Raw genomic sequence first — 24,660 nt, forward strand, 5'->3', positions numbered from 1 at the left:
AAATGCTGGCGTCAATCTTTTCGCCGTCGTCCGTGTCGGACATGAAATATTTCAACTGTTGATAATTCAGCCAACCCCCTACCGTGTAAAAAGGCCGCGAGACGTCGCTGCCGCCAAGGGCGTTTTCTCAATCAGGACGGACGTTGGGCCATGGGATCAGTTCAGCGATTTACCACGCTAGACAGCTTCAGAGGTGTTTTCGCCTTGCTGGTGGTGTTCTATCACCTGCATGTCGTGGGCGCTTTCATCGAGCTGCCGTTCTTTCGCAGAGCTGACATCCTCCTCAACTTCTTCTTCGTGCTGAGCGGTTTTGTCCTGGCCCACTCCTATGGGCTTAAACCGCAGTTCGGCTTCAAGCGTTTCGTCATCTCGCGCCTGTTCCGCCTGTACCCGCTGCACGTGGTGATGCTGCTGGCGTTTATCCTCTTCGAAGGGCTGCGCTGGGCGGCCTGGAAGCAAGGCTTCACCCTCAACAACGTGCCGTTCACCGGGCTGTTCGACCCGTCAGAGATCCTGCCCAATCTGCTGCTGGTGCAAGCCTGGACGACGCTCACCGAAACCATGTCGTTCAACTATCCGTCGTGGAGCATCAGCATCGAGTTCTACATCTACATGCTGTTCGGTGCGCTGTGCCTGCTTTCGTTGAGAAGCCGCTTTCTGATGTTTGCCTGTGTGGCTGTCGTTGCATTCACGATGATCTTCACCGAAAACGAACCGCTGGTCTGGCGCGCAATGCTGGGTCTGTCGTGCTTCTTCGCCGGCAACATTACCTACCTGGCTTACCTGCTGATTCGCGACCGATTCGTGCCGGTGCGCTGGCTGATGACGGTGCTCGAAATCGCGCTGACGTACACCACTTACTGGATGGTGATGAACGACTACAGCGACCGCTCGCCCATTGCCAGCCTGACGTTCTGCGTACTGGTGCTGGTGTTCGCCTTCGAGGCCGGGCTGGTTTCGACTTTTCTGAAAACCGCCGTGTTCAGGGTGCTGGGCAAGTTGTCGTACTCCATCTACATGACCCACGCTGCGCCGCTCTTTTGCCTGTCCACGGTATTCATCGTGGCGCAGAAGCTCACCGGTCGAGATCTGTCGCCAATGATCAATGGTCAGCGTTTCATGGACACCGGTTCAGAACTGGGCAACAACGCGCTGGTGGTCGCAGTGACTCTCTTGGCGATTGGCCTGGCTGCCCTGGCCCATAAATACATCGAGCTGAAGGGCGTTGAGTGGGGCAAGTGGGTTACCGGAGCATCGAACGGCAAAGCGCCGGTCAAGCAGGGCATCGGCGGTGGCCTGAAGCCTCAGGTCGATCACGCGGCGTGAATCCCCAATGGTTGCGCTGAGCCTTACTTACGGCGCAACCAGTCAACCATCCCCAACCCTGCCGCGCGGCCGCTGGCGAAACAGGCTGTGAGCAGATAGCCGCCGGTGGGCGCCTCCCAGTCGAGCATCTCGCCGGCGCAAAAGACGCCGGGCAGCGACGGGATCATCAGGTGCTCGTCCAGTGCTTCGAACTTCACTCCGCCTGCCGTGCTGATGGCCTCATCCAGCGGGCGCGGCTGGATCAATGTCAGCGGCAAGGCCTTGATCGCCAGCGCAAGCAGGGCTGGATCAGCGAACGTTGCTGCGGGGGTGAGCTCACGCAACAGCGCGGCCTTCACGCCGTCGAGGCCCAACTGACTATGCAGATGCTTGGACATCGAGCGGGAACCGCGGGGTTTGCTCAGGGCCTTTTGCACCTCGGCCACGGGTTTGCCGGGCAGCAAATCAATCTCGACTGTGGCTGAGCCCGACTGATTGATCGCCTCACGGATCTGCGCGGACAAGGCGTAAACGAGGCTGCCCTCCACACCGGTCTGCGTGACCACGCATTCTCCCAGCCGCAGGGTTTGCCCCGGCAGGCCCATCGCGATGTTCTTCAGCGGCGCGCCGGCGAACTTGCTGCGCAGCAGTTCGCTCCAGGCCGAGACCTCGAACCCGCAATTGGCGGCTTGCAGCGGTGCGATTTTGACCCCGCGGTGTTCCAGTAACGGCAACCAGGCACCGTCCGAGCCGAGCCGCGACCAGCTTGCCCCGCCCAACGCCAACAGCGTGGCGGCAGGGTTCAAGGCGAGTTCACCTTCGGGACCGGCGATCCGCAAGGTGTCGTCGGCATTCCAGCCCAGCCATCGGTGACGGGTGTGGATAACTACGCCGGACTCACGCAGGCGCTTGAGCCAGGCGCGCAGCAGTGGTGCAGCTTTCATGTCGTTAGGGAATACGCGGCCCGAACTGCCGACGAAGGTCTGGATGCCCAAACCGTGAATCCACTCGCACAGCGCCTGCGCGCCGAAGCTGCGCAGCAGCGGCGCGATCGCCGGGGCGCGTTCGGCGTAGCGGGAAACGAACGCAGGTGACGGCTCGGAGTGGGTGATGTTCATACCGCCCACGCCAGCCAGCAGAAACTTGCGCCCGACCGAGGGCATGGCGTCGTAGAGATCCACCTTGAGCCCCGCCTGGCTTAGCACTTCAGCGGCCATCAGGCCGGCGGGCCCGCCGCCGATGATGACGACTGTCTGGGTGCTAGAGGTGGCGGGTAACGTCATGGCTGAGCGAACACTGGCGGGGTGAGGGGCGCGCATTCTACGCGAGCTTCGTGAAACGCGGCCAGCCTGTGGAAAACTTTCTGGTTAAAAAACGTACAGTGTCCGCCAACCCCATTGCTGTCAGGGGATCGTGGCCTTGCGCTCAGGTTATCCACAGGCCGTTCCACAGGGGATGTGGGTAAGTGCTGTCATCATTCAAGCCCGCGCTCCGCCCACACTCGTTGCGCACTGTGGTGGAGAATACCGTGTCGCCGGGCGAGCGCTTCCCGGTCCTTGCTGTAGCCACCGCCAATCACGCCCATCACCGGAATGTCCCGGCCCAGGCAGTGGCGCATGACCGCTTCGTCACGGCGGGCCACACCCGCGTCGGTCAGCTGCAAATACCCCAACGCATCATCCTTGTGTACATCCACGCCGGCGTCGTACAGCACCAGATCAGGCTGATACAGCGGCAGCAGGTAATTGAGCGTGTCGTCGACCACCTTCAGGTAATCGTCATCACCCATGCCCATTGGCAGGGGGATGTCCCAGTCACTCTGGGCCTTGCGCGCGGGGAAGTTTTTTTCGCAGTGCAGCGACACGGTGATCGCGTCATCGGTTTGTTCGAGAATCCGCGCGGTGCCGTCGCCCTGATGCACGTCGCAATCGAAAATCAGCACCCGGTCAACCCTTCCGCTTTGCAGCAGGTACTGACTGATGATCGCCAGGTCATTGAAGATGCAGAACCCGGCCGGGTAATCGTAATGCGCATGATGGGTGCCGCCCGCCAGGTGACAGGCCAGTCCGTGTTGCAGCGCCAGTTCCGCCGTCAGCAACGAGCCACCTACCGCGCGTACCGTACGTCGGGCCAGATCCTCGGTCCACGGCAGGCCAAGGCGACGTTGATCTTCCCGCGACAGTGCGCCTTCCATATAACGGCTGATGTAACCGGGATCATGGGCCAACGTGAGGATGTCCGTTGGGCAGACCTGCGGGCGAAACAATTGAGCATCTGATGTCAGGCCGGTGTCGATAAGGTGATCGCGCAGAAGCCGGAACTTGTCCATGGGGAAGCGATGGTCGGACGGAAAGTCCGGGCTGTAGTCTTCGTGATAAACAAGGGGCAGGGGCATGGTGTGCACGCGTCTGGTTCGAAGGGGAATCTTGCCAGTTATGACGACCACCGCACAGCGGTTTGCCTGAGCGGGAAGATCGTCGGCCGGTAGGGAATTTGAAAGCCGAGGCACAGGGAGACGATCGATGGAGCCGATTCTTGAGCTCAACAGCGCACGCTTGTTGATGCGTCAATGGCGAGATGATGATTTGCCGGCCTTCGCGCAGATGTGCGCCGATCCACAAGTGATGCGCTACTTTCCGCAGCCCTTGAGCCGTATGGAAAGCGCCAAGCTGATCGGCCGCGTGCGCGGGCATTTTGCCGAGTACGGCTTTGGGTTCTGGGCCCTTGAGCGCAAGGACACCGGCGAATTCATCGGTTTTACCGGCTTGAGCGTGGTGGGCTTCGAAGCGGGATTCACGCCTGCCGTGGAAATAGGCTGGCGCCTGGCCCGCGAGCATTGGGGCCTGGGGTACGCCAGCGAAGCCGCGTGGACAGTCCTCGGCTGCGGTTTCGAGCACCTGGATCTGGATGAAATCGTGGCGTTTGCGGCGGTCAACAATCTGCCCTCGCAGAAGGTCATGCAGGCCATCGGCATGCGCAACGATCCGGCTGACAATTTCGATCATCCTAAATTGCCCGACGGCCATCCACTCAGGCCCCACGTGTTGTATCGCATCAACCGACAAGGCTGGCTGGCAACCCTGTGATTCGCTGCGGGAATCAGGCTACAAACCTCTGTATCATTTCGTCCCACTTCCATCTGCGCCGACCTTCGGCGCCCATGGCCTGATTGATGTGATGACGGTCGACGAGACGACCGTGTGAGGAACGCTGAATGAGTCACGTGCTGGATGATCTGGTGTCGCTGTTGAGCCTGGAGCCGATCGAAGAAAACCTCTTTCGCGGACGCAGCCAGGACCTTGGCTTTCGCCAGCTGTTTGGCGGTCAGGTGCTGGGTCAGTCGCTGTCGGCGGCGAGCAAGACGGTCGAAGACGCGCGCCATGTGCATTCACTGCATGGCTATTTCCTGCGACCCGGCGATGCGCACCTGCCGGTGGTGTATCAGGTTGATCGGGTCCGTGATGGCGGCAGTTTCAGCACGCGCCGGGTGACGGCCATCCAGAAGGGGCAGCCGATCTTCACCTGCAGCGCCTCGTTTCAGTACGACGAGGAGGGCTTCGAGCACCAGACTCAAATGCCACAAGTAGTCGGTCCGGAAAGCCTGCCGTCGGAGCTTGAACTGATGCGCCAGCGTGAACAGCTGATTCCGGAACACATGAAGGACAAGCTGCTGTGCCCCAAGCCCATCGAATTCCGGCCGGTCACGGAGTCTGATCCCTACAACCCGAAGCCGGCGGATCCGGTGAAATACGTGTGGTTTCGCGCCGACGGCACGCTGCCCGACATCCCCGCGTTGCACCGCTACATGCTCGCCTACGCGTCGGATTTCAATCTGCTGACCACGTCATTGCTGCCCCACGGCAAGACGGTCTGGCAGAAAGACATGCAGATCGCCAGCCTCGATCACTCGCTGTGGTTCCATGGCGAACTTCGCGCTGACGACTGGCTGCTTTACGCCATGGACAGCCCATGGGCCGGCAACTCCCGTGGGTTTTCCCGTGGGAGCGTGTTCAACCGCGCAGGGAAACTCGTTGCTTCGGTCAGTCAGGAAGGTTTGATTCGCCACCGCAAGGACTGGTCATGAGCCTCACACAGGTACGCCACTGGGTATTTGACATGGACGGCACGCTGACCGTCGCTGCCCATGATTTTCCGGCGATCAAGCGTGCGCTGGATATCCCCCAGGAGGACGACATTCTCGGGCATCTCGCTGCGCTGCCTGCCGATGTGGCGGCGGCGAAACACGCCTGGCTGCTGGAGCACGAGCGCGCATTGGCGATTGAGTCCAAACCCGCGGCGGGGGCTGTCGAGTTGGTGAGGGAGCTGGCGGGGCGGGGTTATCGTCTCGGTATTCTGACCCGCAACGCGCGGGAGCTTGCCCACGTGACACTGGACGCCATCGGCATCGCCGACTGCTTTGCGGTGGACGACGTGCTCGGTCGTGACGAAGCGGCGCCGAAACCCGATCCGGGTGGCCTGCTGAAACTGGCGCACGCGTGGAATGTGCAGCCTTCGGAAATGGTGATGGTGGGTGACTATCAGTTCGACCTGGCCTGTGGTCGAGCGGCCGGCACTCAGACCGTGTTGGTCAACCTGCCGGATAACCCGTGGCCGGAACTGACCGACTGGCATGCTGAAGACTGCGTGGCGTTACGGGCGCTGATTGGCGCAAAGAGATGATGCGGCGGCGTTCAAATAGTAGGACCGGCTTCAGCCGGGAAGGCGTCCGTCAATTCGCACAAAATTGGTGGTGTTCACAGCGGCCTCTTCCCGGCTAAAGCCGGTCCCACTGACGGATTGCGTTTGAATAGTAGGACCGGCTTTAGCCGGGAAGGCGTCCGTCAATTCACCACAAATTGATGGCGCACATGCTGGCCTCTTCCCGGCTAAAGCCGGTCCTACGTAGTGCCGCGTCTAGGCAGTGGGACCGGCTTCAGCCGGGACCTACAGCAACCGTTAACCGACATCAATTCGCCTTGAACAACGCCGTCTGCCCTTCAGGTGACGTGAAGATCCCGTCGCCGTTATGCCCGACGTTTTTAACTTCCACCAGGCGCTGATTCAACCCTTCCGGATGACGCTTGGTCAGGTAATCGAAGTAGTTGTGACCACGGGCCAGACGCTGAGGCCCCTGGGCTTCGGCGCCACAATCCTTGTCCAGCGCCGGGTGTTCGGGATCGGTGTCCAGTTCGCCCAGCAGATAAGTAATGTCCCGCTTCACGTACGCAGCCTCCAGCTCGGCCGGTGTTTCCTTGCCGGCATAGGCTGGCAGCTTGTTCAGACCGTACTTCCAGGTGTCGAAGGTCGGGCAGCTCGCCGCATCAGCCGGCACCGGCCGAGTCGCGTCGAAATAGGCGTAAGAGGATGGATTGGCGATCACGTAACGCAGCTTGATGCCTTCCTTCTTCAGCAAGGCGTCTTCCTTGCCACCGATCATCGCGTAGCGCTGCACCACTTGGGCACCGCCGGAATGGCCAGCAATCACGATCTCCTTGAGGTTGGGGAACAGCTTGCTGTCGCTCAGACGCTTGAGGATGTGATCGATGACCACGAAGGAACTGACCGGCTTGGGGCCCAACGACTTCTCGCCAGCCATCCAGTCATTGGCGTGCCAGCGCAGTACCGACTCGGGCAGGCGGTGCTCTGCGATGTCCTTTTCGTCGAGAAACTGCGGCGCGATCAGCAGCGTTTTCGAGCGCTGCCTCGACTGGTTGGCTGCGCGCTCGACACTGCGCAGGTAGGTTTGCGCGTTGCGCAGCCGACCGTGAAAAACAATGACCACCCGCTGGACCTGCGGGCTGGGACGGACCCAGCTCTGGCTCAGGCCAAGCGTGGCCTGGGTCGTCCCGTTGATCTGCAGCCGGTCGGGGCTGATGGATTTGACCGCCTGATCCGCCGCATGAGCATTGAGGCTCATCAGGGTGCCCAACAACAGGATCGAAAGCGGTTTCATCATGTGATCAGAGGCTCTTGGCGGCGAACGTATCGCATTGGTTGATTTGTCCCTGAGCAAAACCTGTCTTGAACCAGCGAACCCGCTGGGCAGATGTGCCGTGGGTAAACGAGTCTGGCACGACCCGGCCCTGACCCTGTTGCTGCAAACGGTCGTCGCCAATGGCGTTGGCGGCGTTCAGCGCTTCTTCAATATCACCCGGCTCCAGCCAGTTCAAACGCTTTTGTGCGTTGTTGGCCCAAACACCTGCCAGGCAGTCAGCTTGCAACTCCTGACGCACCAGCAAACCGTTGTCACCTTCCATTTTCATGCCGCGTTGGCGGGCGGCGTCAACTTTAGCCGAAACCCCCAGCAAGGTCTGCACATGATGGCCCACTTCGTGAGCAATCACGTACGCCTGAGCGAAATCTCCCGCTGCTTTGAAGCGCTGACTCATTTCACGGAAAAACTCCATGTCCAGGTACACGCGCTGGTCAGCCGGGCAGTAGAACGGACCGCTCGCCGAAGAGGCCGAGCCACACGCCGATTGCACCCGACCGCTGAACAGGATCAGGGTCGGCGCCTTGTACTGGCTCCCCATTTGCTGGAACACCTGCTGCCACGTGTCCTCGGTGTCGCCCAGGATTGCCCGCACGAAATCGGCCTGTTCGTCATTGGCCGGCGGCGCCTGGCGCGTTTGCGGGTTGACCGCTGCGGTCTGCTCCGAACCCATCTGGCCGGTGATCTCCCCCAGAATCCGCATCGGGTCCTGCCCGGTCAGCAGGCCGATCGCAACGATGATCACGATCCCGCCAATCCCCAGACCCTTGCCGCCAATGCGCATCCCGCCACCACCTCCACCCCCGGAATCGCCACGTGCGTCCACGACGTTGTCACTGCGACGTCCTTTTTTCCATAGCATGGGGGAATCCTCTTTTGGTCGTGTGGGAAGTGTAGACGGCGGGCGTACGACGTCTGGTCTGCTGGACTAAGAGAGGAGAGGAGGGGGAATAGTTCGCGAATCGGTTCTTCAGAGGTATTGCTCACCTGCAGAGCTGCTTGGTGGGGTTGGCAGCATGGAACCTTATTTGTGTTTTTCAACCTGCGGAGAAGTAGACCCATGCCAAGGCAACGCCCTTTGAGTGCGTTAATGAGGCGCGCGAAAATAGTAGAGCAGTCCGCTACTCACGCCGATGAGGATCATCGAGCCATAAATTATCCGCACTCCCCACAGCAGTCGGGGAGGTAATTTGAGCAGTTTTTCCCTAGGAATGCGCTCCTGCCTCCAGAAGATTTCAGGTGCGACTGCGACCAGCATTACGAACGTTTCCCTCATTCTTCGTCCGAAAAGACTGTCTCCGTAGAAATCTCTGTTCAATGAAAACATTTCAATATCGCATAGGTGGGTTTCGATTTTTTCCAAGTTGATGTAGAAGAAGATGTAGTAGCCGGCGAGATGCAAGGCCGTGATCACTGTCAAAATGAGTGCCAGTAGTCCGGTAGGGATATCTACCATTACAGCGCCCATTCATAGAGATATTCGTCGGTCATTTCTGTCACTTCTCTCACTGTGCTTTGATAAAGGCATAAAGCCCGATCATGCATACGAATACTGTAATTAGATTGATATACAGTCAGAGTATCCAAGTCCTTAAATTTCGTGGCACTCTTAAGTTTGCGTCTTTTGAAATATCTTCACGGAGGTGCATTAAATGCGGAAAAGTAAGGACGACAGTCACCATGTTCATGCGCATCTGTCTTCCGATAATGCCGTCGCCCCACATCCTTCGAGCATCAGATATGCATCTGCAGTCATTTAGATAACTTTCAATTATTTCTATCTTTCGGTAGCAAAAAATCGTCATCGTCAAGATGGTCGCAATCATCCAGAAGGACATTGCCAGTTAAAGTAGGCTGATTAAGTAGTGCATTGGTGAAGCGGCTCCAAATTTCCTCCCTAATGAGGGTCAACAGGTCTCGCAGAGCACTGTCAAGCTTGTTCAATCTAGGGAGAAATAAACCCAAGCTAAAGCGGCGCCGTTTGCATATGAGAAAAGATAGAGCGCCTGAAGTTGAAGCCTGAGCGCCGAAGACAACCGCTTATCTGCATCGGGAGGTATCTCACCCCGACTGTTCATAAGCTTATGCATGATGATGATCATCGCTAATCCATTCAGCCTCATCTGCCTGCCAATGAGGCCCCCGCCCCACACCCTTTTGTTCCACTGCACGAGTTTTACGTCTGATAGCAGTTCCTCCATGGCGGTTAACTTATTGAGCTGGAAGTAAATCATTATGATGATATTGACGAATATGCTTCCAAACACGGCCATCACCCACAAGACTTTTTCGATCATAATTATTTTATTAGCCAGGCCAATATAGCCAAGCAGGTACAGTTGACGAAAAGCCAGCTGTAAATTCCCCAGATTCTCAATTCAAGCTGAAGAGGCACAGAGTGGTGAGCATTTTTTGTGATGTGGCCTCGCCGATACATCGCTTTGGGCAGCGTAATGACTGTAACTACCATGTTCAACCGCATTTGCCTGCCTATTAATCCTCCTTGCCAAACGGCTTTGGTGTCACCGATGCACTTGCAGTTAGAGAGTCGGTTTTCAAGATGGTTAATGTTTCGATAGGTGAACCATGCCATGACGAGGATATTGATCCACATTGATATTATTAAAGTCAGCCCGAGCAGGCCAGTAGTCGTAGGGTAAGTCATGTTTTTAACCTTAAGGCAAGTCACGACCGCTCAGAAATTTTTATTAGGCACGCCAGCGCCATTGAAACGATGAAGTTGGTAAGAAGCGCAATGTGGATTCCCCACATCCATCGTCTCAAAGGGCGGGGGATACTCCGGCGGGCATCTTTCTCGGCATGACCCCTGACGTACATGAGTCTTGGCATGGACATAACGATAAATACCATGCCGAGTCGCATAAGCCTGCCAATCATGCCTCCCGTCCATAAATTTCTCGTCTCAGTGATGCATTTACTCCCTGACAAACGATGCTCGAGATAGTCCAGATGCGTGTACGCAAACCACAGCAAAAGCAGAAGGTTGGTCCACATCGAAATGGTTAAGACTAATCATAGTAGGCCGTAAGATATGCAGGGATCATGGGGTCCCAGTCATCAATAGCTGCAGTGTATCCCAAGGGATTCCCCCCCCTTTACGTCAAGTTGGCGACCCGTGACTGCTCACTATTCAACAATTCAGGAAGTCACCTCCGTGTTTGAGATTTCGAAAGCGCCGACTCAAACTATCATTTGAGTTGGCCACACTTTGCCTCTGTTTAGCTGTGTGGCGCGCGGAAATAATAGAGTAGTACCGCACTCATACCGATGAAAACCATCGAGCAATAAACGATTCGTACTCCCCACAACAGTCGGGGAGGCAGTTTGAGAAGTTTTGCTCTTGGAATACGCTCCTGTCTCCAAAAAATTTCAGGTGCGATGGCAACTAGCGTTACGAAATTTTCTCTCATTTTTCTGCCAAGAAAGCTGTCTCCGTAGAACTTCTTGTTCACGGCAATCATTTTGATATCGCGTAGGTAGTCTTCGATCTTTTCCAAGTATATGTAGAAGAATATATAGGAGCACACAATGTGAGCGGCGATCATCAGTAACATGATGAGTGAGAGCAATCCTGTTGGTATATCGTCCATCATGGCATCCACTCATAGAGATATTCCCCAGTAATTTCGCCGAAGAATTCACCAATTAGCCCACCGCCGTATCCGCCCACGACGCCTCCAACGATTCCGCAGCCGATCACGCCTATCCCGGACGTCAGGCCTCCCAAAACGATGGCGCACGCCGTGGTTCCTGCCGATGCACCTAATTCTCCACCGAAGTACCCCGTCAGTGTGCTGCCGAGAAATTTGCTACTTTCAACGTACCGGGCTTTTCGACAAAACTCCTCCCGCCCCGTCGAACATGCCTCCTTGATTTCAAGGCCTGCTGAAATTGCATTCAGCCCAATCCCAACAGGCGTCCCGAATTTCAGCAATTTCGCCACTCTAGCGATCCGCCCAACCCGCTCCGCATAGCCCTGGATCTCGCCCGTATGCAGATAACTCTTGGTCGACAACCCCAGCATCTTCTTCAGAGAGCCTCTTTTGCGTAAGCCCGTCCCCCAGCGGGCAATGCCTTCCAATTGCTTATCAAGTACGGCAAACAGCGCTCGCCGCTGGTTGATGAATTCCTGCCGGGCGATGGGTGTTCCGCGCGCCAGCGACAATTTGTAAAGCCGCTCGATGTCTTCCAGGGTTTTCTTCACACCCTCAAGGTGCTTGCCCCAACTCCCGGTAGCCGCGCCTATACCCAGTGATCCGTAACTGAGCATGTTCTGCAGCAAGTCGTAGTTCTCGATGAGCTGGCTCCCCGCGCCTTTAACCTGACGATGAACGTTTCGCGCCAGGTTCATCAGCTCGGTTTCTTCGGCTGTGAGAGTGCCGTTTGAGCCGTCGCTGACAATCACCAATTGGCCCGGCATCACTACAACATTACGAATATGCGCGTTAAGCACATCGAACTTCGCACCTCCGCCAACCCGGTTCTTGAGTGTGAAGTAGGTCTGTATGCGGTCATTGATAAACACGTAGGGCTTGGACACGGGCTGTCCTCAGCTAAAGCGCTTGTTGGCGATGCGGTCCCAGCCGCCAACTACATTGCCGGCTGCCGCGCCGTCGCTGCGTTTCTGCTGGGTGTACAGAATGCGGACGCGGCCGAAGTTGATTTGCACATGTTCCAGCGGCTCGCCGCTTTCACCGCTTTGGCTGAAGTCGGAAATGATGACCTCTTCAAGGCGCACTTCGTAGTACTTGAGTTTGTCCCCACCGGCGCGGTAGAGGCACAGGGTCAGGTCCTTGATGTGGGTGCCCGCGCAACTCGCCTCAAACAACGAAGCGCTGGATTTGTCCAGGCGCTTGCTGAAGCTGAAGTCGCTGAGGCTGGCCCGTCCCGAGCCTGCGCCGCCGTTTGAGCTGGCGGTGGCCGAAGTGCTTTGGCTGACGCCGAAGTCGTAGGCGACGATTTCCATCCAGCCCTTGTGTCGCTCGTCCAGCGACTCGCCGTCGATCCCGTCCAGTTTGATGAATCCGTCAAACGCCATGTGTTTCGTCCTTGCTGAGTTCAGGTCCAGCAAGGATAGGGAGCGTATTCGTGGCTTTGAAGCGTCAAGAGGGGGGCAAAAGTACGATTCGGATTGGTCCTACGCTGGAGCCATAGCACGTCTTACGGAAGATTCCGTCACGGGTGTTGTTCGCGGCAGTGATCGATCGAAAAGGTGGGAAATGGCCGTGTTCGCTGCTGGCGCAGAGGGTGCGCGCCAACAGCTAAAACCACATGGGTTAGACCCGCGCCGTCTGCTTCTCGGTGGCTTCGACCGGCGAGGCGTCGGCGAAGTGGTTGACCTGGCGCAGGGCCTTGAAGCCAACCATCCAGGCGCCCACCACACCCAGTGTGCACAGGCCGCCGATGATCGCGGCGGGCACGGCGCCCCAGAGCGCTGCGCTGCTGCCGGCGCGGAATTCGCCCAGCTCGTTGGACGAACCGATAAACAGCATATTCACCGCATTGACCCGTCCGCGCATGTCGTCCGGCGTCGAGAACTGCACCAGCGTGGAGCGGATGTAGACGCTGACCATGTCCGCCGCACCGGCAATCATCAGGGCCAACAGCGACAGCCAGAACAGGGTCGACAGGGCGAACACCAGATTGGCGACACCGAACACCGCGACGGCGATGAACATGACCAGACCGACGTGTCGATCAAAAGGCCGGAAGCTCAGGTACAGACCGGTGCTGACCTCGCCCAAGCTCATTGCACTGCGCAACGCGCCCAGCCCTTGCGGCCCCAGGTGCAGCACTTCATGGGCATAAATCGGCAGCAACGCCACCACGCCGCCGAGCAGCACGGCGAACAGGTCCAGGGAAATGGTGCCGAGGATGATCGGCCGCGAGCGGATGAAAGCGATGCCGGCAGTGAAGCGCTTCCAGGCCGTGGACTCGAGAATCTGCTTCTTCCCGGCATAGAGCACCGGCACGCGGATCAGCAACAGCACGCCGGCGATGAAACTGGCCATGCACACGGAGTAGGTCAAACCGCCGCCGCCCGCGGCATACAAGCCGCCGCCGACCAGAGGCCCGGCGATGGTGGCAATGCGCATGATCATGCTGTTGGTGGCGATGGCCGAGGCGAGTTTTTCACGCGGGACGACTTGTGGCAGCAGGCTCTGCAACGCCGGCCCGGTGAACGCCCGCGCGCAACCGAACAAGGCGAGGGTGGCGTAAATTAGCCGCGTGTCCTGATGGTGCGTAACCGAGAGCAGCATCAGCATCAGGCTGCACAGCGCTTGCACCGACCAGCTGATGGTCAGGATCATCTTGCGATCGTAGCGGTCGATCAGGTCGCCGGCGGGCATCAACAGCAGCAGCATGGGAATGAATTGCGCCAGACCCACATAAGCCAGAGAGATCGGGCTGCGGGTCATGTCGTAGACCTGCCAGGCAACGACCACTGCCTGAATCTGCATGGCGAAGACGGCAGCGAGACGTGCGGTCAGGAAGGCGAAAAAGCCGGGCAGCCGCAGGGCGCTTTTAGCGGACGATTCAGAGGACGGGGCGGGCGATTCGGAGCTCAAGGCTAGGCATCCATCGAAGCGAGAGACGGCCGAGAGTTATACACCGGTCTGGCGCCGTTCGCCGCTAGCTGTCAGGAATTTAATGATGGGTGGTGCGGGATATGCTGGGTGCGCATGGAGGTCTTGCGGGGCAGCTTCATGAAGTGACTGACGGCTCTTCCCGGCTAAAGCCGGTCCTACTGGCACACCAATTTCCGGCTGACACACCGCTCTGTAGGAGCTGGTTTGCTGGCGAACGCGGAGTGTCAGACACATTGATGCCGTCTGACGCCCTGCGTTCGCCAGCAAGCCGGCTCTTACAAAATTCGCCAGCGAGCCGGGTTCTACAAAGATAGGTAATGCCAAAAGTTGGCCGAAATTACGCTCAGCGGCGAACCAGCAAAACCCCCGACTCCATGTGATGGGTATACGGAAACTGATCAAACAGCGCGCATCGCTCGACCCGGTGGGTGTCGTGCAGCTGTGCGATGTTGGCGGCGAGGGTTTCCGGGTTGCACGAGATGTACAGGATACGTTCGAAACGTCGCGTCAGCTCGCAGGTGTCCGGGTCCATGCCGGCGCGGGGCGGGTCGACGAACACGCTGCCGAAGTCGTAGCTTTTCAGGTCGATACCGGCCAGACGACGGAACGGGCGCACCTCATTCAGCGCTTCGGTCAGCTCTTCAGCCGACAGGCGCACCAGCGACACGTTATCCACACCGTTGTCCGCCAGGTTACTCAGCGCCGCATTGACCGACGTCTTGCTGATCTCGGTCGCCAGCACCTTGCGCACTCGGGTCGCCAACGGCAGCGTGAAGTTGCCGTTGCCGCAATACAGCTCCAGCAAATCGTCGTCGCGGTCGCCCAGTGCGTCATACGCCCAGCTCAGCATTTTCTGGTTCACCGTGCCGTTAGGCTGGGTAAACGCGCCTTCCGGCTGGCGATAGCTGAAGGTCCGGCCGGCGACTTCCAGCTGTTCGGTTACGTAGTCGCGACCGATCACCAGACGCTGGCCTTTCGAACGGCCGATCACGCTCACCTTGAGATCAGCGGCCAATTGCTCGGCCTCGACTTGCCAGGCGTCATCCAGCGGGCGGTGATAGCACAGGGTGATCATGCCGTCGCCGGCGAGCGTGGTCAGAAAGTCCACCTGAAACAGCTTGTGATTGAGCGTCTTGCTGGCTTCCCATCGATCCCGCAGTACCGGCATCAATGCGTTGATCTGCTGGCTGGCGATGGGGAAATCATTGATCAGGATCGGCGTGTGCTTGTCGCCCGGCGCGAACATGGCGTAGTGACGCTTGCCGTCGTCGCGCCACAGGCGGAACTCGGCGCGCAAGCGGTAATGCTCGCGCGGCGAATCGAAGACCTGAGGCTCGGGCGCCTCGAAAGGCGCCAGCAGCTCGCGCAGGCGCGCGGCCTTCTCATCGAGCTGAGCGGGGTAGTTTTCAGGGTCGAACGTAGAACTCATGGATAAAAGCCCAGCTTGATCACGAACAGAATCGACAGCACGACCAGCGCCGAATTCAGCTCGCGGCCCCGGCCCGACAACAGCTTGATCACGGTCCAGGAAATGAAGCCAAAGGCGATGCCGTTGGCAATCGAGTAGGTGAATGGCATGGCCAGCGCGGTGATCACCACCGGTGCCGCTTCAGTGATGTCGTCCCAGTTGATTTCGGCCAGGCCCGAGGTCATCAACACGGCCACGAACAGCAGGGCAGGGGCGGTGGCGAATGCCGGAACGCTGCCGGCCAGCGGAGCGAAAAACAGCGCCAGCAGAAACAGCACGGCAACCACAATGGCCGTCAGACCGGTCCGGCCACCGGCGCTCACGCCCGCAGCCGATTCGATGTAACTAGTGGTGGTCGAGGTGCCCAACAGAGAGCCGGCCATTGCCGCGGTGCTGTCGGCGATCAGCGCACGGCCCATTTTCGGCATGTGCCCGTCCTTGCCCATCAGGCCAGCGCGCTTGGCGACGCCGATCAGAGTGCCGGAGTTATCGAACAGGTCGACAAACAGGAAAGAGAAAATCACGCTGACCAGACCGATGTTCAGCGCGCCGGGAATGTCCAGCTGCAGGAAGGTCGGTGCCAGCGAAGGCGGCATCGACACCACGCCGCCAAAGGGCGAGAAGCCCATCACAATAGAAATGATGGTGACGGCCAGAATGCCGATCAGTACGGCGCCGCGTACTTTCAGGGCTTCCAGCGCGACGATCAGTGCGAAACCCAGGGCCGCAAGAATCGGTGCCGGTTTGGCCAGATCCCCCAGGCCGACCATAGTGGCCGGGTTAGTGACCACGATGCCGGCGTTGTGCAGCGCAATCAGCGCCAGGAACAGGCCGATACCGGCGGCAATGGCCGAGCGCAACGGCAGCGGGATGCTGTTGATGATCCATTCGCGGATGCGGAAGATCGACAGCAGGAAAAACATCACTGCCGAAATGAAGACTGCGCCCAGCGCCACTTGCCAGGTGTGGCCCATGTGCAGCACGACGGTGTAGGTGAAGAACGCGTTCAGGCCCATGCCCGGCGCGAGCGCGATCGGGTAGTTGGCGATCAGGCCCATGACAGTGGAGCCGATGGCGGCGGCCAGACAGGTGGCGACGAAGATCGCGCCCTTGTCCATGCCGGTCTCGCCAAGGATGCTCGGGTTCACGAACAGGATGTAGGCCATGGCCAGAAAGGTCGTGACCCCGGCCAGAATTTCGGTGCGCACATTGGTGTTATGTGCCCTGAGTTGAAACAACCGCTCCAGCATTTAAGGCTCCCCGGTGACGCTCCGCGTCATTTATGTAGTCGACTGAAACAGCAAAGCACAGCTCACCGAAACGGCTTGCACAAATTCTGCCAGTTGCAAAAAGCCGCGCATCATACCAGCAGCTCCGGGCGATGGGGCCTGGTGCATGTCGTCGGATTGCAAATGTCCGGATCGACCCTGCCCCAAGCTGGTCCTGCGCTGCGTCAAAACGCCCGTCACAAACCCTGAACGTTTCCGAAACCGCACAAGTCGTACCCCTTAAGACGCAGATCACTGCGCTGATCGAGTACCTACCGTGAGGCTTCCCCATGAGTGCAACCAATGAACAGGCGTTCGCAGGGCATTCCATCGCCCTGACGTTGAACGGCCAGACCCGACAAATGGACGTACAGCCCTGGACCACGCTTCTGGATCTGCTGCGCGAGCAACTGGATCTGGTCGGCACCAAAAAGGGCTGCGACCACGGCCAATGCGGTGCATGCACCGTGCTTCGCGACGGCAAACGCATCAATGCGTGCCTGACCCTGGCGATCATGTGTGACGGCGCTGAGCTGACCACGATCGAAGGGCTGGCTGACGGCGATACGCTGCACCCGATGCAACAAGCATTTATCAAGCACGACGCCTTTCAGTGCGGCTATTGCACGCCGGGGCAGATCTGCTCGGCGGTGGGCCTGGCCAACGAAGGCCGCGCCAGCACCGACGACGAAGTAAAAGAGCTGATGAGCGGCAACCTCTGCCGTTGCGGCGCCTACAGCAACATCCGCGCGGCAGTGGTGGAAGTCTTGCCATCCATGAATGCTGCGCCGGATCAGGGAGGGCGCGGCCAATGAATCCCTTCAGCTACAGCAAGCCTTCCGACGTCACTCAGGCCGTCAACCTCGCGAGTCCTGCCAGCCGATTCATTGCCGGCGGTACGAACCTGCTGGATTTGATGAAAGAAAACATCGCGCGCCCCGAGCACTTGATCGACATCACCGGACTGCCGCTCAAAGACGTTCGACCAACCGACAGCGGCGGCCTGATGATCGGCGCGCTGGTGAGTAACGCCGATCTGGCGTGGCACCCGCTGATCGAGCGTGACTATCCGCTGCTGTCTCAGGCCATTCTGGCGGGCGCTTCGCCGCAGTTGCGCAACATGGCGAGCACCGGCGGCAATCTTTTGCAGCGCACTCGTTGCTACTACTTCTACGACTCAACCGTGCCGTGCAACAAGCGCGAGCCTGGCACTGGCTGCCCGGCGAAAGAGGGTCTGAACCGCATCCACGCGATTCTCGGTGCCAGCGATGCCTGCGTTGCGACGCACCCGTCAGACATGTGTGTGGCCTTGGCTGCGCTCGAAGCGCGCGTTCACGTCCAGGGTCGTGCCGGTGCCCGGGTCATCGAGTTTGCCGACTTCCACCGCTTGCCCGGCGATGCGCCCCAGCGCGACAACCAGCTCGGCGACGATGAACTGATTACCGCCGTCGAACTGCCTGCGCCACGTTTTCAGCAGCACAGCCATTACCTGAAAATCCGTGACCGCGCGTCTTACGCCTTTGCCCTGATTTCGGTGGCAGCGGCTGTTGAACTGGATGGTGACGTGATTCGTGATGTGCGCATCGCTCTGGGTGGCGTGGCCCACAAGCCTTGGCGTGACACGGCCGTCGAGCAGTCGCTCAAGGGTCAGCCGGTCTCGCGGGAAAACTTTGTTGCCGCTGCCGACGCGATGCTGCGCGATGCTCAGCCGCTGGCGCACAACGCTTTCAAGATCAAGCTGGCCCGCCGCGCGATCGTTCGCGCATTGAGCGACGCCACCTTGGGAGGGACTGTTTAATGAACGCGAACACACCAATCCCGGGAAACTCCGCGCTGGGGCAACCGATGGACCGCGTCGACGGACGCCTGAAAGTCACCGGTCAGGCCCGCTATGCCGGTGAGTACCCAGAGGACGGCTTGCTGCATGGCAGCGTGGTCTCCAGCACCATCGCCTCGGGCCGTGTCGTGCGCATTGATGCCTCGCAGGCGCTGGCGGTTCCGGGCGTGATTGCTTTCATCGATCACACCAACCGCCCGCACATCGCCAGTTATGACGAGGACTATCAGGACGCCGACGCTGCGGAAGGTTCGCCGTTCCGCCCGTTCTATAACGATCGCGTGCTCTACAGCGGTCAGCCGCTGGCATTGGTCGTGGCAGACACCCTTGAACTGGCGCGGCATGCCGGATCCCTCGTGCGCATCGAATACGAAACCGAGTCGCACCAGACCGATCTCAGCATCGGGCAGAGTGATGCCCACACCGCACCGGCGGAAACACCAAAGCCACGTGGGGATTTTTCGGGTGCATTTGCCCAGGCGGCTGTAACGGTCGACAGCCACTACAGCACGCCCAACGAGCACCACAACCCGATGGAGCCCCACGCGTCGACGGTGTTCTACAAGGCCGACGGAAGCCTTGAGATTCACGATAAAACCCAGGGTACGCAGAACTGCCAGGACTACCTGCACAGCGTGTTTGGTCTGGAGAAAGAGAAGATCCGCATTCTCGCCGCCTTCGTCGGTGGCGCGTTCGGCTCCGGCCTGCGCCCGCAATACCAGCTGCCGCTGGCCGTCATGGCAGCGCTGAAACTTCAGCGTTCGGTGCGCCTGACGCTGACCCGCCAGCAGATGTTTACCTTCGGCTACCGCCCACAAACCCTGCAGCACATGCGCCTGGGTGCCTCGAAAGACGGCAAGCTGATGGCGATCGCCCACGACGCCATCGGCCAGACCTCGCGTTTCGAAGACTTTGCCGAGCACGTCGTGGAATGGAGCGGCATGCTCTATCAGTGCGACAACGTGCAGTTGAGTTACAAGCTGGCGCCGCTGGACGTGTACACGCCGCTGGACATGCGCGCACCAGGCGCGGCCTCCGGCATGGTCGCGCTGGAATGTGCGATGGACGAGTTGGCCATTGCGGCGGGCATCGACCCCGTGCAGTTGCGGATTGCCAACTTTGCCGAGAGTAACGGCAACGAAGGCAAGCCGTATTCCAGCAAAGAACTGCTGGCCTGTTATGAGCAGGGCGCCGAGCGCTTTGGCTGGAGCAAGCGCAACCCCGAGCCGCGCAGCATGCGTCAGGGTCGGCAGCTAGTGGGTTGGGGCATGGCCGGCGGTGTGTGGGAAGCCATGCAAATGCCGGCCAGCGCCAAGGCCAGTATCGACAGCAGCGGCAAAATCACCGTGAGCAGCGCCACCACTGACATCGGCACCGGAACCTACACGGTCATGACTCAGATCGCTGCCGAGGCTGCCGGTGTGAGTCCGCAAGACGTCACGTTCGTGCTGGGTGATTCTTCGCTGCCGACGTCGCCGTTGCAGGGTGGCTCGTTCACCGTATCGTCCGTGGGCACTGCGGTGCAGCAAGCCTGCCGTGCCTTGCGCGCCAAGTTGCTCGACGCCGTGCGCATGGCGCATCCGCAATACGCGGTGGTCGACATGGCCGATGTCGGTTACGGCGACGGTTATCTGCTCATTGATGATCAGCGTTTTGCGTATGCGGATATCGTGCGCGAGTCGTCTCACGAAACGCTGGAAGTGCAGATTGACGCCAAGCCGGACGAGAAGCGCGAGGGTTACTCGACGGCGACACACTCGGCGGTGTTTGTCGAAGTGTTGGTGGACGAAGACCTGGGCACCATTCGCGTTAACCGTGTGGTGGACGCTGTTGCGGCGGGCCGCGTGGTGAACTCGAAAACCGCGCGCAGCCAGATTCTCGGCGGCGTGGTATGGGGTATTGGTCAGGCGTTGCAGGAAGAAAGCCAGACCGACCACACCCTCGGGCGCTTCATGAACCACAGCCTGGCCGAGTATCACATTCCGGTGAACGCGGACATCGGCGAGATCGACGTGTTGTTCGTGGAAGAGAACGACAGCATCGTCAATGACCTGGGCTCCAAGGGTGTGGGCGAGATCGGCATCGTCGGCGTGGCTTCTGCCATCGCCAATGCCATCTACCACGCCACGGGCAAGCGCGTTCGGGAGTTCCCGATTACGCTGGATAAAGTGCTGTAACCAACGCCGTACCCTGTGGGAGCGCGCTTGCCCGCGATGGCGGTGTGTCAGATAACGATTACGTCACTGACACATCGCGTTCGCGGGCAAGCGCGCTCCTACAGTCCTTCTGCTGTGCCCTCCAATACCCCCCCTCATTTAATGTCGCCCCAGTGCAAGCACAGGTCGCGCTGGTGCACTTGATGCGCAGGCCTGCTGCGTACTTTGCATCAACGTGGCAGCCACCGAATTGCCGTGGGTCTTCAAGCCTTGAAAAACTGCCGAAAAGAGCTGAATAAAATAATGAGCCGACCCGAGGAGCATCCATGAAGTCACTTATTCGTCATATCAGTTGCGCTGTATTGATGCTGAGCAGCACCGTCCTGCTGGCGGCGGAACCCGCCAAATGCCAAAACGTGCGCATGGGAGTGGTCAACTGGACGGACGTCGTCGCCACCAGCGCTGTTGCTGAAGTGCTGCTGCAGAACATGGGGTACGAGGTCAAACAGACCAGTGCCGCCCAGCAAATCGTCTTCGGCGGTTTGCGTGACGATCGGCTCGACGTGTTCATGGGTTACTGGAAGCCGGCGATGGACAAGAACATCGCGCCGTTTGTGGCGGCCAATCAGGTCAAGGTGCTCGACGTGCCCAGCATGAGCGATGCCCAGGCAACCCTGGCAGTACCGGATTATGTGGCGTCGGGCGGGCTGAAAACCTTCGCCGACATCGCCAGGTTCAAGGACAAGCTTGGCGGCAAGATCTACGGTATCGAGCCCGGCACTGGTGCCAACGCCAACATAAAAGGCATGATCGAGAAAAACCAGTTCGGCCTCGGCGGCTTCCAGTTGGTCGAGTCCGGCGAAGCGGGCATGCTCGCGGCAGTGCAGCGTGCGATCAAGCGTAATGAATGGGTGGTATTCGTTGGCTGGACCCCGCACCCCATGAACATCAACATGAAGATCGCCTACCTGACCGGGAGTGAAGACGTGTTCGGCCCGGGCGAAGGCGCGGCGACCGTTTCCGTGGTCACGGCGCCGGATTACGCGTCGCGCTGCCCGAATGTCAGCAAGCTGATGAGCAACCTGAAGTTCACGGCCGCTCAGGAAAGTCAGATGATGGTGCCGATCATGGACCGTAAGGCGCCGAATGACGTTGCTCGCCAGTGGCTCAAGGATCATCCCGAAGACATGAAGCGCTGGCTGGATGGCGTGACGACCTTCGATGGCAAAGACGCAGCGGCCGCCGTGCAAGTCGCGGTAAACAAATAAACAAGCACGCCTGGCCAAGGGCTCGGGCTGGAGCAGCCAATGCCCACGTCTTACCCGCTGTCACCCGAGATGTCGGCGTTCGTGACCAAAACGCTGAGCTTCAGCAGCGCGTCCGAGGACATCGACGAACAGCGCCGGGCGTATTCGCGGATGAGCGAAGCGTTCACGCCCACCCGTCCGGCCCACCTCGATGTAAGGGATTTCGCCCTCGGTGGCGTGGCGGTGCGCAGTTACAGGCCTCAGCGGCTGACCCTCGAACATCCGGCGCCGTGTGTGATGTATCTCCATGGCGGCGGTTGGGTCGTGGGCGATCTCGATTCCCACGACTTTGTGACCGCCGCCCTGGCGGCCGACCTCAACGCCGTAGTCGTTGCCGTGGATTACCGGCTGGCGCCTGAACACCCATTCCCTGCGGGGTTCGGTGACTGTCTGGCGGTCTGGCACGCCTTGCAGGTAGGCGCGCAGCGGCTGGACATCGATCCGCGCCGCATCGCCATCGCCGGGGACAGCGCCGGTGGCAATTTCGCCGCTGCAGTGTGTCTGGCGCTGCGCGATTCCGGTGAGCGTCAGCCGGTCGGACAGGCGCTTATTTACCCGGAACTGGGCGGCTCCAACGATCTGCCCTCGCGCCGTGAATGCGCCGATGCACCGCTTCTTTCTACCGATGAGCAGGCGTTCTACCAACAGCTGTACATGACGGCGGACGAACAGTCGGCCTATGCCCGACCGCTCAACGCAGTTGATTTCCATGACTTGGCGCCCGCGTTCATCGGCGTCGCGCAGTTCGACCCCTTGCGTGATGACGGCGTCGCCTACGAGCGCGCGTTGCGTGAAGCGGGGGTGCGCACCGAGTTCGATCCCGGGCTCGGGCTGCTTCACGGCAGTCTCAGGGCCAAAGACCACGTGCCGGAAGCGGACGCGCTTTATCAGCGACTGGTTTCTGCGCTGCTGGGCTTTATTCGCGATCCGTTGTAGGGCGTCCCACGCAGGCTTTGTCAGTGCTGCGCTGCAAATCCGTCATTCTGCTCTGCTTCCCGCCAACTGCACCGCGCCGAAAGGTGAGTCAACTCGCCACGCGACAAAAGACCACGCAGAGCAAGTGCCGAAATGGGACTACTCTTCGAATGTCAGCTGACCTGGATCAATACCTTGGCGTGTATTGATCGAACTGGCCGCCTGACGCATCTCCCCGGTCGCCGACCTGAGCACGAAACCACGAGAACAAACGCCACACCTCGTACTCAATACACCGTGGGGGCAGTCGCTGCAGGCCCCGAGTCTGAAGCCAGTTCCACCTGATAGAGGAAGACCTATGTTCGGCTTAGAGGCGCTCGATCTCGCCCGAATCCAGTTTGCGTTCACCGTTTCATTTCACATTCTTTTCCCTGCCATCACCATTGGTCTGGCGAGCTTCCTCGCGGTACTCGAAGGCTTGTGGCTGAAAACCCACGACAACACGTATCGCGACCTCTATCACTTCTGGTCGAAAATCTTTGCCGTCAACTTCGGCATGGGGGTGGTCTCGGGGTTGGTCATGGCCTACGAGTTCGGCACCAACTGGAGTCGCTTCTCCGACTTTGCCGGCGCTGTAACCGGGCCCTTGCTGACCTACGAGGTGCTGACGGCGTTCTTCCTCGAAGCGGGCTTCCTCGGCGTCATGCTGTTCGGCTGGAACCGCGTCGGCCGTGGCTTGCACTTCTTCGCCACGTCGATGGTGGCGGTCGGCACACTGATTTCGACCTTCTGGATTCTGGCGTCCAACAGCTGGATGCAGACGCCCCAAGGCTTCGAGATTGTCGATGGCCGCGTCATTCCGGTGGACTGGTTCGCGGTGATCTTCAATCCTTCGTTCCCGTACCGTCTGATGCACATGGCAATCGCCGCCTTCGTCGCCACGGCGTTCTTCGTCGGCGCCTCGGCGGCCTGGCATCTGCTGCGTGGCCGCGACAACCCGGCGATCCGCAGAATGCTTTCCATGGCCATGTGGATGGCGCTGATCGTTGCGCCGATTCAAGCCATGGTGGGCGACGCTCATGGCTTGAACACCCTTGAGCACCAACCGGCCAAGATCGCCGCCATCGAAGGTCACTGGGAAAACGTCGGTGACGAGCCGACCCCGCTGATTCTGTTCGGCATCCCCGATATGAAAGAAGAGCGCACCAAGTACGCGGTCGAGATCCCGTATCTGGGCAGCCTGATCCTGACCCACAGCCTGGACAAGCAGATCCCGGCGCTGAAGTCCTTCCCGCCGGAAGACCGTCCGAATGCGCTCATCGTGTTCTGGTCGTTCCGCGTCATGGTGGCGCTGGGTATGCTGATGATCGCGGTCGGTCTGTGGAGCGCCTGGCTGCGCTGGCGCGGCGGGCTGTACACCAATCGCTGGTTCCTGCGTCTGGTCATGTGCATGGGGCCGGCCGGTCTGATCGCCATGCTCGCCGGCTGGTTCACTACTGAAATCGGGCGTCAGCCGTGGGTGGTCTACGGGCTGATGCGTACGACAAATGCAGTGTCCCGGCACAGCGTTGAACAGTTGAGCATTACCCTGGTGTTGTTCGTGGTGGTGTATTTCCTGCTGTTCGGCACGGGCTTCGGCTACATGATGCGCCTGGTGCGCAAAGGGCCTAAAACCCATGAAGGCGACACTCCGGCGAATGGCGGACCAGGGCAGAAACGCACCCCGGCGCGTCCTCTCTCTGCTGCTGATGAAAGCAGCACGGACCACCGCAAAGACAGTCTGACTGAGGGGAACTGAGCC

General features: G+C 59.5%; 22 protein-coding genes. 10 read left to right on the forward strand and 12 right to left on the reverse strand.

Going from position 1 to position 24,660, the window contains the following annotated elements; genetic code table 11:
- Positions 1–150: 150 nt before the first annotated feature.
- Positions 151–1,326, forward strand: coding sequence for an acyltransferase family protein (locus EC919_RS24320; RefSeq protein ID WP_133776848.1), 1,176 nt, complete (start codon positions 151–153; stop codon positions 1,324–1,326).
- A 23-nt stretch (positions 1,327–1,349) separates the two neighbouring features.
- Here EC919_RS24320 and EC919_RS24325 read toward each other — a convergent pair whose 3' ends face one another.
- Positions 1,350–2,588, reverse strand: a complete 1,239-nt coding sequence (locus EC919_RS24325) for a TIGR03862 family flavoprotein (RefSeq protein WP_166650622.1) — start codon at positions 2,586–2,588, stop codon at positions 1,350–1,352.
- A 191-nt stretch (positions 2,589–2,779) separates the two neighbouring features.
- Positions 2,780–3,700: a histone deacetylase family protein gene (locus EC919_RS24330; RefSeq protein ID WP_133776850.1), complete on the reverse strand. Its 921-nt coding sequence runs from the start codon at positions 3,698–3,700 to the stop codon at positions 2,780–2,782.
- A 127-nt stretch (positions 3,701–3,827) separates the two neighbouring features.
- On the opposite strand from EC919_RS24330, the gene EC919_RS24335 reads away from it, so the two are divergent.
- The 3 genes from EC919_RS24335 to EC919_RS24345 all read left to right on the forward strand — a co-directional run bounded on the left by EC919_RS24335 (position 3,828) and on the right by EC919_RS24345 (position 5,985).
- Positions 3,828–4,391: a GNAT family N-acetyltransferase gene (locus EC919_RS24335; protein ID WP_133776851.1), complete on the forward strand. Its 564-nt coding sequence runs from the start codon at positions 3,828–3,830 to the stop codon at positions 4,389–4,391.
- A 128-nt stretch (positions 4,392–4,519) separates the two neighbouring features.
- Positions 4,520–5,389, forward strand: coding sequence for an acyl-CoA thioesterase II (tesB, locus tag EC919_RS24340; RefSeq protein ID WP_133776852.1), 870 nt, complete (start codon positions 4,520–4,522; stop codon positions 5,387–5,389).
- Complete coding sequence (locus EC919_RS24345) at positions 5,386–5,985, forward strand: HAD family hydrolase (protein WP_133776853.1); 600 nt, start codon at positions 5,386–5,388, stop codon at positions 5,983–5,985. Before tesB ends, EC919_RS24345 begins: the two co-directional genes overlap by 4 nt.
- 286 nt (positions 5,986–6,271) lie before the next feature.
- Here EC919_RS24345 and EC919_RS24350 read toward each other — a convergent pair whose 3' ends face one another.
- From EC919_RS24350 to EC919_RS24395, 10 genes are all read right to left on the reverse strand, one after another.
- Positions 6,272–7,261, reverse strand: coding sequence for an alpha/beta hydrolase (locus EC919_RS24350; RefSeq protein ID WP_133776854.1), 990 nt, complete (start codon positions 7,259–7,261; stop codon positions 6,272–6,274).
- Positions 7,262–7,265: 4 nt separating this feature from the next.
- Entirely contained in the window at positions 7,266–8,159 is an 894-nt protein-coding gene (gene ypfJ, locus EC919_RS24355; protein ID WP_133776855.1) for a KPN_02809 family neutral zinc metallopeptidase, read from the reverse strand.
- Between the two features lie 225 nt (positions 8,160–8,384).
- Positions 8,385–8,753: a hypothetical protein gene (locus EC919_RS24360; protein WP_133776856.1), complete on the reverse strand. Its 369-nt coding sequence runs from the start codon at positions 8,751–8,753 to the stop codon at positions 8,385–8,387.
- A gap of 484 nt (positions 8,754–9,237) precedes the next feature.
- Positions 9,238–9,594, reverse strand: coding sequence for a hypothetical protein (locus EC919_RS24365; protein WP_133776857.1), 357 nt, complete (start codon positions 9,592–9,594; stop codon positions 9,238–9,240).
- Positions 9,595–10,536: 942 nt separating this feature from the next.
- Positions 10,537–10,911 carry a hypothetical protein gene (locus tag EC919_RS24370; RefSeq protein WP_133776858.1) on the reverse strand — a complete coding sequence of 125 codons (375 nt, stop codon included), beginning with the start codon at positions 10,909–10,911 and terminating at the stop codon, positions 10,537–10,539.
- Entirely contained in the window at positions 10,908–11,858 is a 951-nt protein-coding gene (locus tag EC919_RS24375) for a hypothetical protein (RefSeq protein WP_133776859.1), read from the reverse strand. Before EC919_RS24375 ends, EC919_RS24370 begins: the two co-directional genes overlap by 4 nt.
- Before the next feature lie 9 nt (positions 11,859–11,867).
- The gene (locus tag EC919_RS24380) at positions 11,868–12,356 is read right to left on the reverse strand and encodes an Hcp family type VI secretion system effector (RefSeq protein WP_133776860.1); all 489 of its coding nucleotides are present in this window, start codon (positions 12,354–12,356) and stop codon (positions 11,868–11,870) included.
- 238 nt (positions 12,357–12,594) lie between these two features.
- Positions 12,595–13,887 (reverse strand): MFS transporter, encoded by a 1,293-nt coding sequence (locus EC919_RS24385; RefSeq protein WP_133776861.1) that lies wholly within the window; start codon positions 13,885–13,887, stop codon positions 12,595–12,597.
- A gap of 364 nt (positions 13,888–14,251) precedes the next feature.
- Positions 14,252–15,337 (reverse strand): tRNA (uridine(54)-C5)-methyltransferase TrmA, encoded by a 1,086-nt coding sequence (gene trmA / locus EC919_RS24390; RefSeq protein ID WP_133776862.1) that lies wholly within the window; start codon positions 15,335–15,337, stop codon positions 14,252–14,254.
- On the reverse strand, positions 15,334–16,626 hold the full coding sequence (locus EC919_RS24395) for an NCS2 family permease (protein WP_133776863.1): 1,293 nt from the start codon (positions 16,624–16,626) through the stop codon (positions 15,334–15,336). Before EC919_RS24395 ends, trmA begins: the two co-directional genes overlap by 4 nt.
- Positions 16,627–16,934: 308 nt before the next feature.
- Here EC919_RS24395 and EC919_RS24400 point away from each other — a divergent pair, with 308 nt between their 5' ends.
- The 6 genes from EC919_RS24400 to EC919_RS24425 all read left to right on the forward strand — a co-directional run bounded on the left by EC919_RS24400 (position 16,935) and on the right by EC919_RS24425 (position 24,657).
- Positions 16,935–17,459, forward strand: coding sequence for a (2Fe-2S)-binding protein (locus EC919_RS24400; protein ID WP_133776864.1), 525 nt, complete (start codon positions 16,935–16,937; stop codon positions 17,457–17,459).
- Entirely contained in the window at positions 17,456–18,442 is a 987-nt protein-coding gene (locus EC919_RS24405; protein ID WP_133776865.1) for an FAD binding domain-containing protein, read from the forward strand. Before EC919_RS24400 ends, EC919_RS24405 begins: the two co-directional genes overlap by 4 nt.
- Entirely contained in the window at positions 18,442–20,658 is a 2,217-nt protein-coding gene (locus EC919_RS24410; protein WP_133776866.1) for a xanthine dehydrogenase family protein molybdopterin-binding subunit, read from the forward strand. Before EC919_RS24405 ends, EC919_RS24410 begins: the two co-directional genes overlap by 1 nt.
- A gap of 305 nt (positions 20,659–20,963) precedes the next feature.
- Positions 20,964–21,905 (forward strand): choline ABC transporter substrate-binding protein, encoded by a 942-nt coding sequence (gene choX, locus EC919_RS24415; protein WP_133776867.1) that lies wholly within the window; start codon positions 20,964–20,966, stop codon positions 21,903–21,905.
- 39 nt (positions 21,906–21,944) lie between these two features.
- A complete protein-coding gene (locus tag EC919_RS24420; RefSeq protein WP_133776868.1) occupies positions 21,945–22,880 on the forward strand; it encodes an alpha/beta hydrolase in 936 nt (311 codons plus the stop codon).
- Between the two features lie 337 nt (positions 22,881–23,217).
- Positions 23,218–24,657, forward strand: a complete 1,440-nt coding sequence (locus EC919_RS24425) for a cytochrome ubiquinol oxidase subunit I (RefSeq protein ID WP_133776869.1) — start codon at positions 23,218–23,220, stop codon at positions 24,655–24,657.
- The last annotated feature ends 3 nt before the right edge of the window (positions 24,658–24,660 follow it).

It is taken from the genome of Pseudomonas graminis, assembly GCF_004364335.1.
GTDB lineage: Bacteria > Pseudomonadota > Gammaproteobacteria > Pseudomonadales > Pseudomonadaceae > Aquipseudomonas > Aquipseudomonas graminis_D.

What these genes read in the sequence shown, in the direction of transcription:
- EC919_RS24345 (WP_133776853.1), top strand. Translation starts at nt 5,386, where the DNA reads ATGAGCCTCACACAGGTACGCCACTGGGTATTTGACATGGACGGCACG.
- EC919_RS24350 (WP_133776854.1), bottom strand. Translation starts at nt 7,261, where the DNA reads ATGATGAAACCGCTTTCGATCCTGTTGTTGGGCACCCTGATGAGCCTC.
- EC919_RS24370 (WP_133776858.1), bottom strand. Translation starts at nt 10,911, where the DNA reads ATGATGGACGATATACCAACAGGATTGCTCTCACTCATCATGTTACTG.
- tesB (WP_133776852.1), top strand. Translation starts at nt 4,520, where the DNA reads ATGAGTCACGTGCTGGATGATCTGGTGTCGCTGTTGAGCCTGGAGCCG.
- EC919_RS24380 (WP_133776860.1), bottom strand. Translation starts at nt 12,356, where the DNA reads ATGGCGTTTGACGGATTCATCAAACTGGACGGGATCGACGGCGAGTCG.
- EC919_RS24330 (WP_133776850.1), bottom strand. Translation starts at nt 3,700, where the DNA reads ATGCCCCTGCCCCTTGTTTATCACGAAGACTACAGCCCGGACTTTCCG.
- ypfJ (WP_133776855.1), bottom strand. Translation starts at nt 8,159, where the DNA reads ATGCTATGGAAAAAAGGACGTCGCAGTGACAACGTCGTGGACGCACGT.
- EC919_RS24405 (WP_133776865.1), top strand. Translation starts at nt 17,456, where the DNA reads ATGAATCCCTTCAGCTACAGCAAGCCTTCCGACGTCACTCAGGCCGTC.
- EC919_RS24360 (WP_133776856.1), bottom strand. Translation starts at nt 8,753, where the DNA reads ATGGTAGATATCCCTACCGGACTACTGGCACTCATTTTGACAGTGATC.
- EC919_RS24410 (WP_133776866.1), top strand. Translation starts at nt 18,442, where the DNA reads ATGAACGCGAACACACCAATCCCGGGAAACTCCGCGCTGGGGCAACCG.
- EC919_RS24365 (WP_133776857.1), bottom strand. Translation starts at nt 9,594, where the DNA reads ATGATCGAAAAAGTCTTGTGGGTGATGGCCGTGTTTGGAAGCATATTC.
- trmA (WP_133776862.1), bottom strand. Translation starts at nt 15,337, where the DNA reads ATGAGTTCTACGTTCGACCCTGAAAACTACCCCGCTCAGCTCGATGAG.
- EC919_RS24335 (WP_133776851.1), top strand. Translation starts at nt 3,828, where the DNA reads ATGGAGCCGATTCTTGAGCTCAACAGCGCACGCTTGTTGATGCGTCAA.
- EC919_RS24420 (WP_133776868.1), top strand. Translation starts at nt 21,945, where the DNA reads ATGCCCACGTCTTACCCGCTGTCACCCGAGATGTCGGCGTTCGTGACC.
- EC919_RS24320 (WP_133776848.1), top strand. Translation starts at nt 151, where the DNA reads ATGGGATCAGTTCAGCGATTTACCACGCTAGACAGCTTCAGAGGTGTT.
- EC919_RS24395 (WP_133776863.1), bottom strand. Translation starts at nt 16,626, where the DNA reads ATGCTGGAGCGGTTGTTTCAACTCAGGGCACATAACACCAATGTGCGC.
- EC919_RS24400 (WP_133776864.1), top strand. Translation starts at nt 16,935, where the DNA reads ATGAGTGCAACCAATGAACAGGCGTTCGCAGGGCATTCCATCGCCCTG.
- choX (WP_133776867.1), top strand. Translation starts at nt 20,964, where the DNA reads ATGAAGTCACTTATTCGTCATATCAGTTGCGCTGTATTGATGCTGAGC.
- EC919_RS24425 (WP_133776869.1), top strand. Translation starts at nt 23,218, where the DNA reads ATGTTCGGCTTAGAGGCGCTCGATCTCGCCCGAATCCAGTTTGCGTTC.
- EC919_RS24325 (WP_166650622.1), bottom strand. Translation starts at nt 2,588, where the DNA reads ATGACGTTACCCGCCACCTCTAGCACCCAGACAGTCGTCATCATCGGC.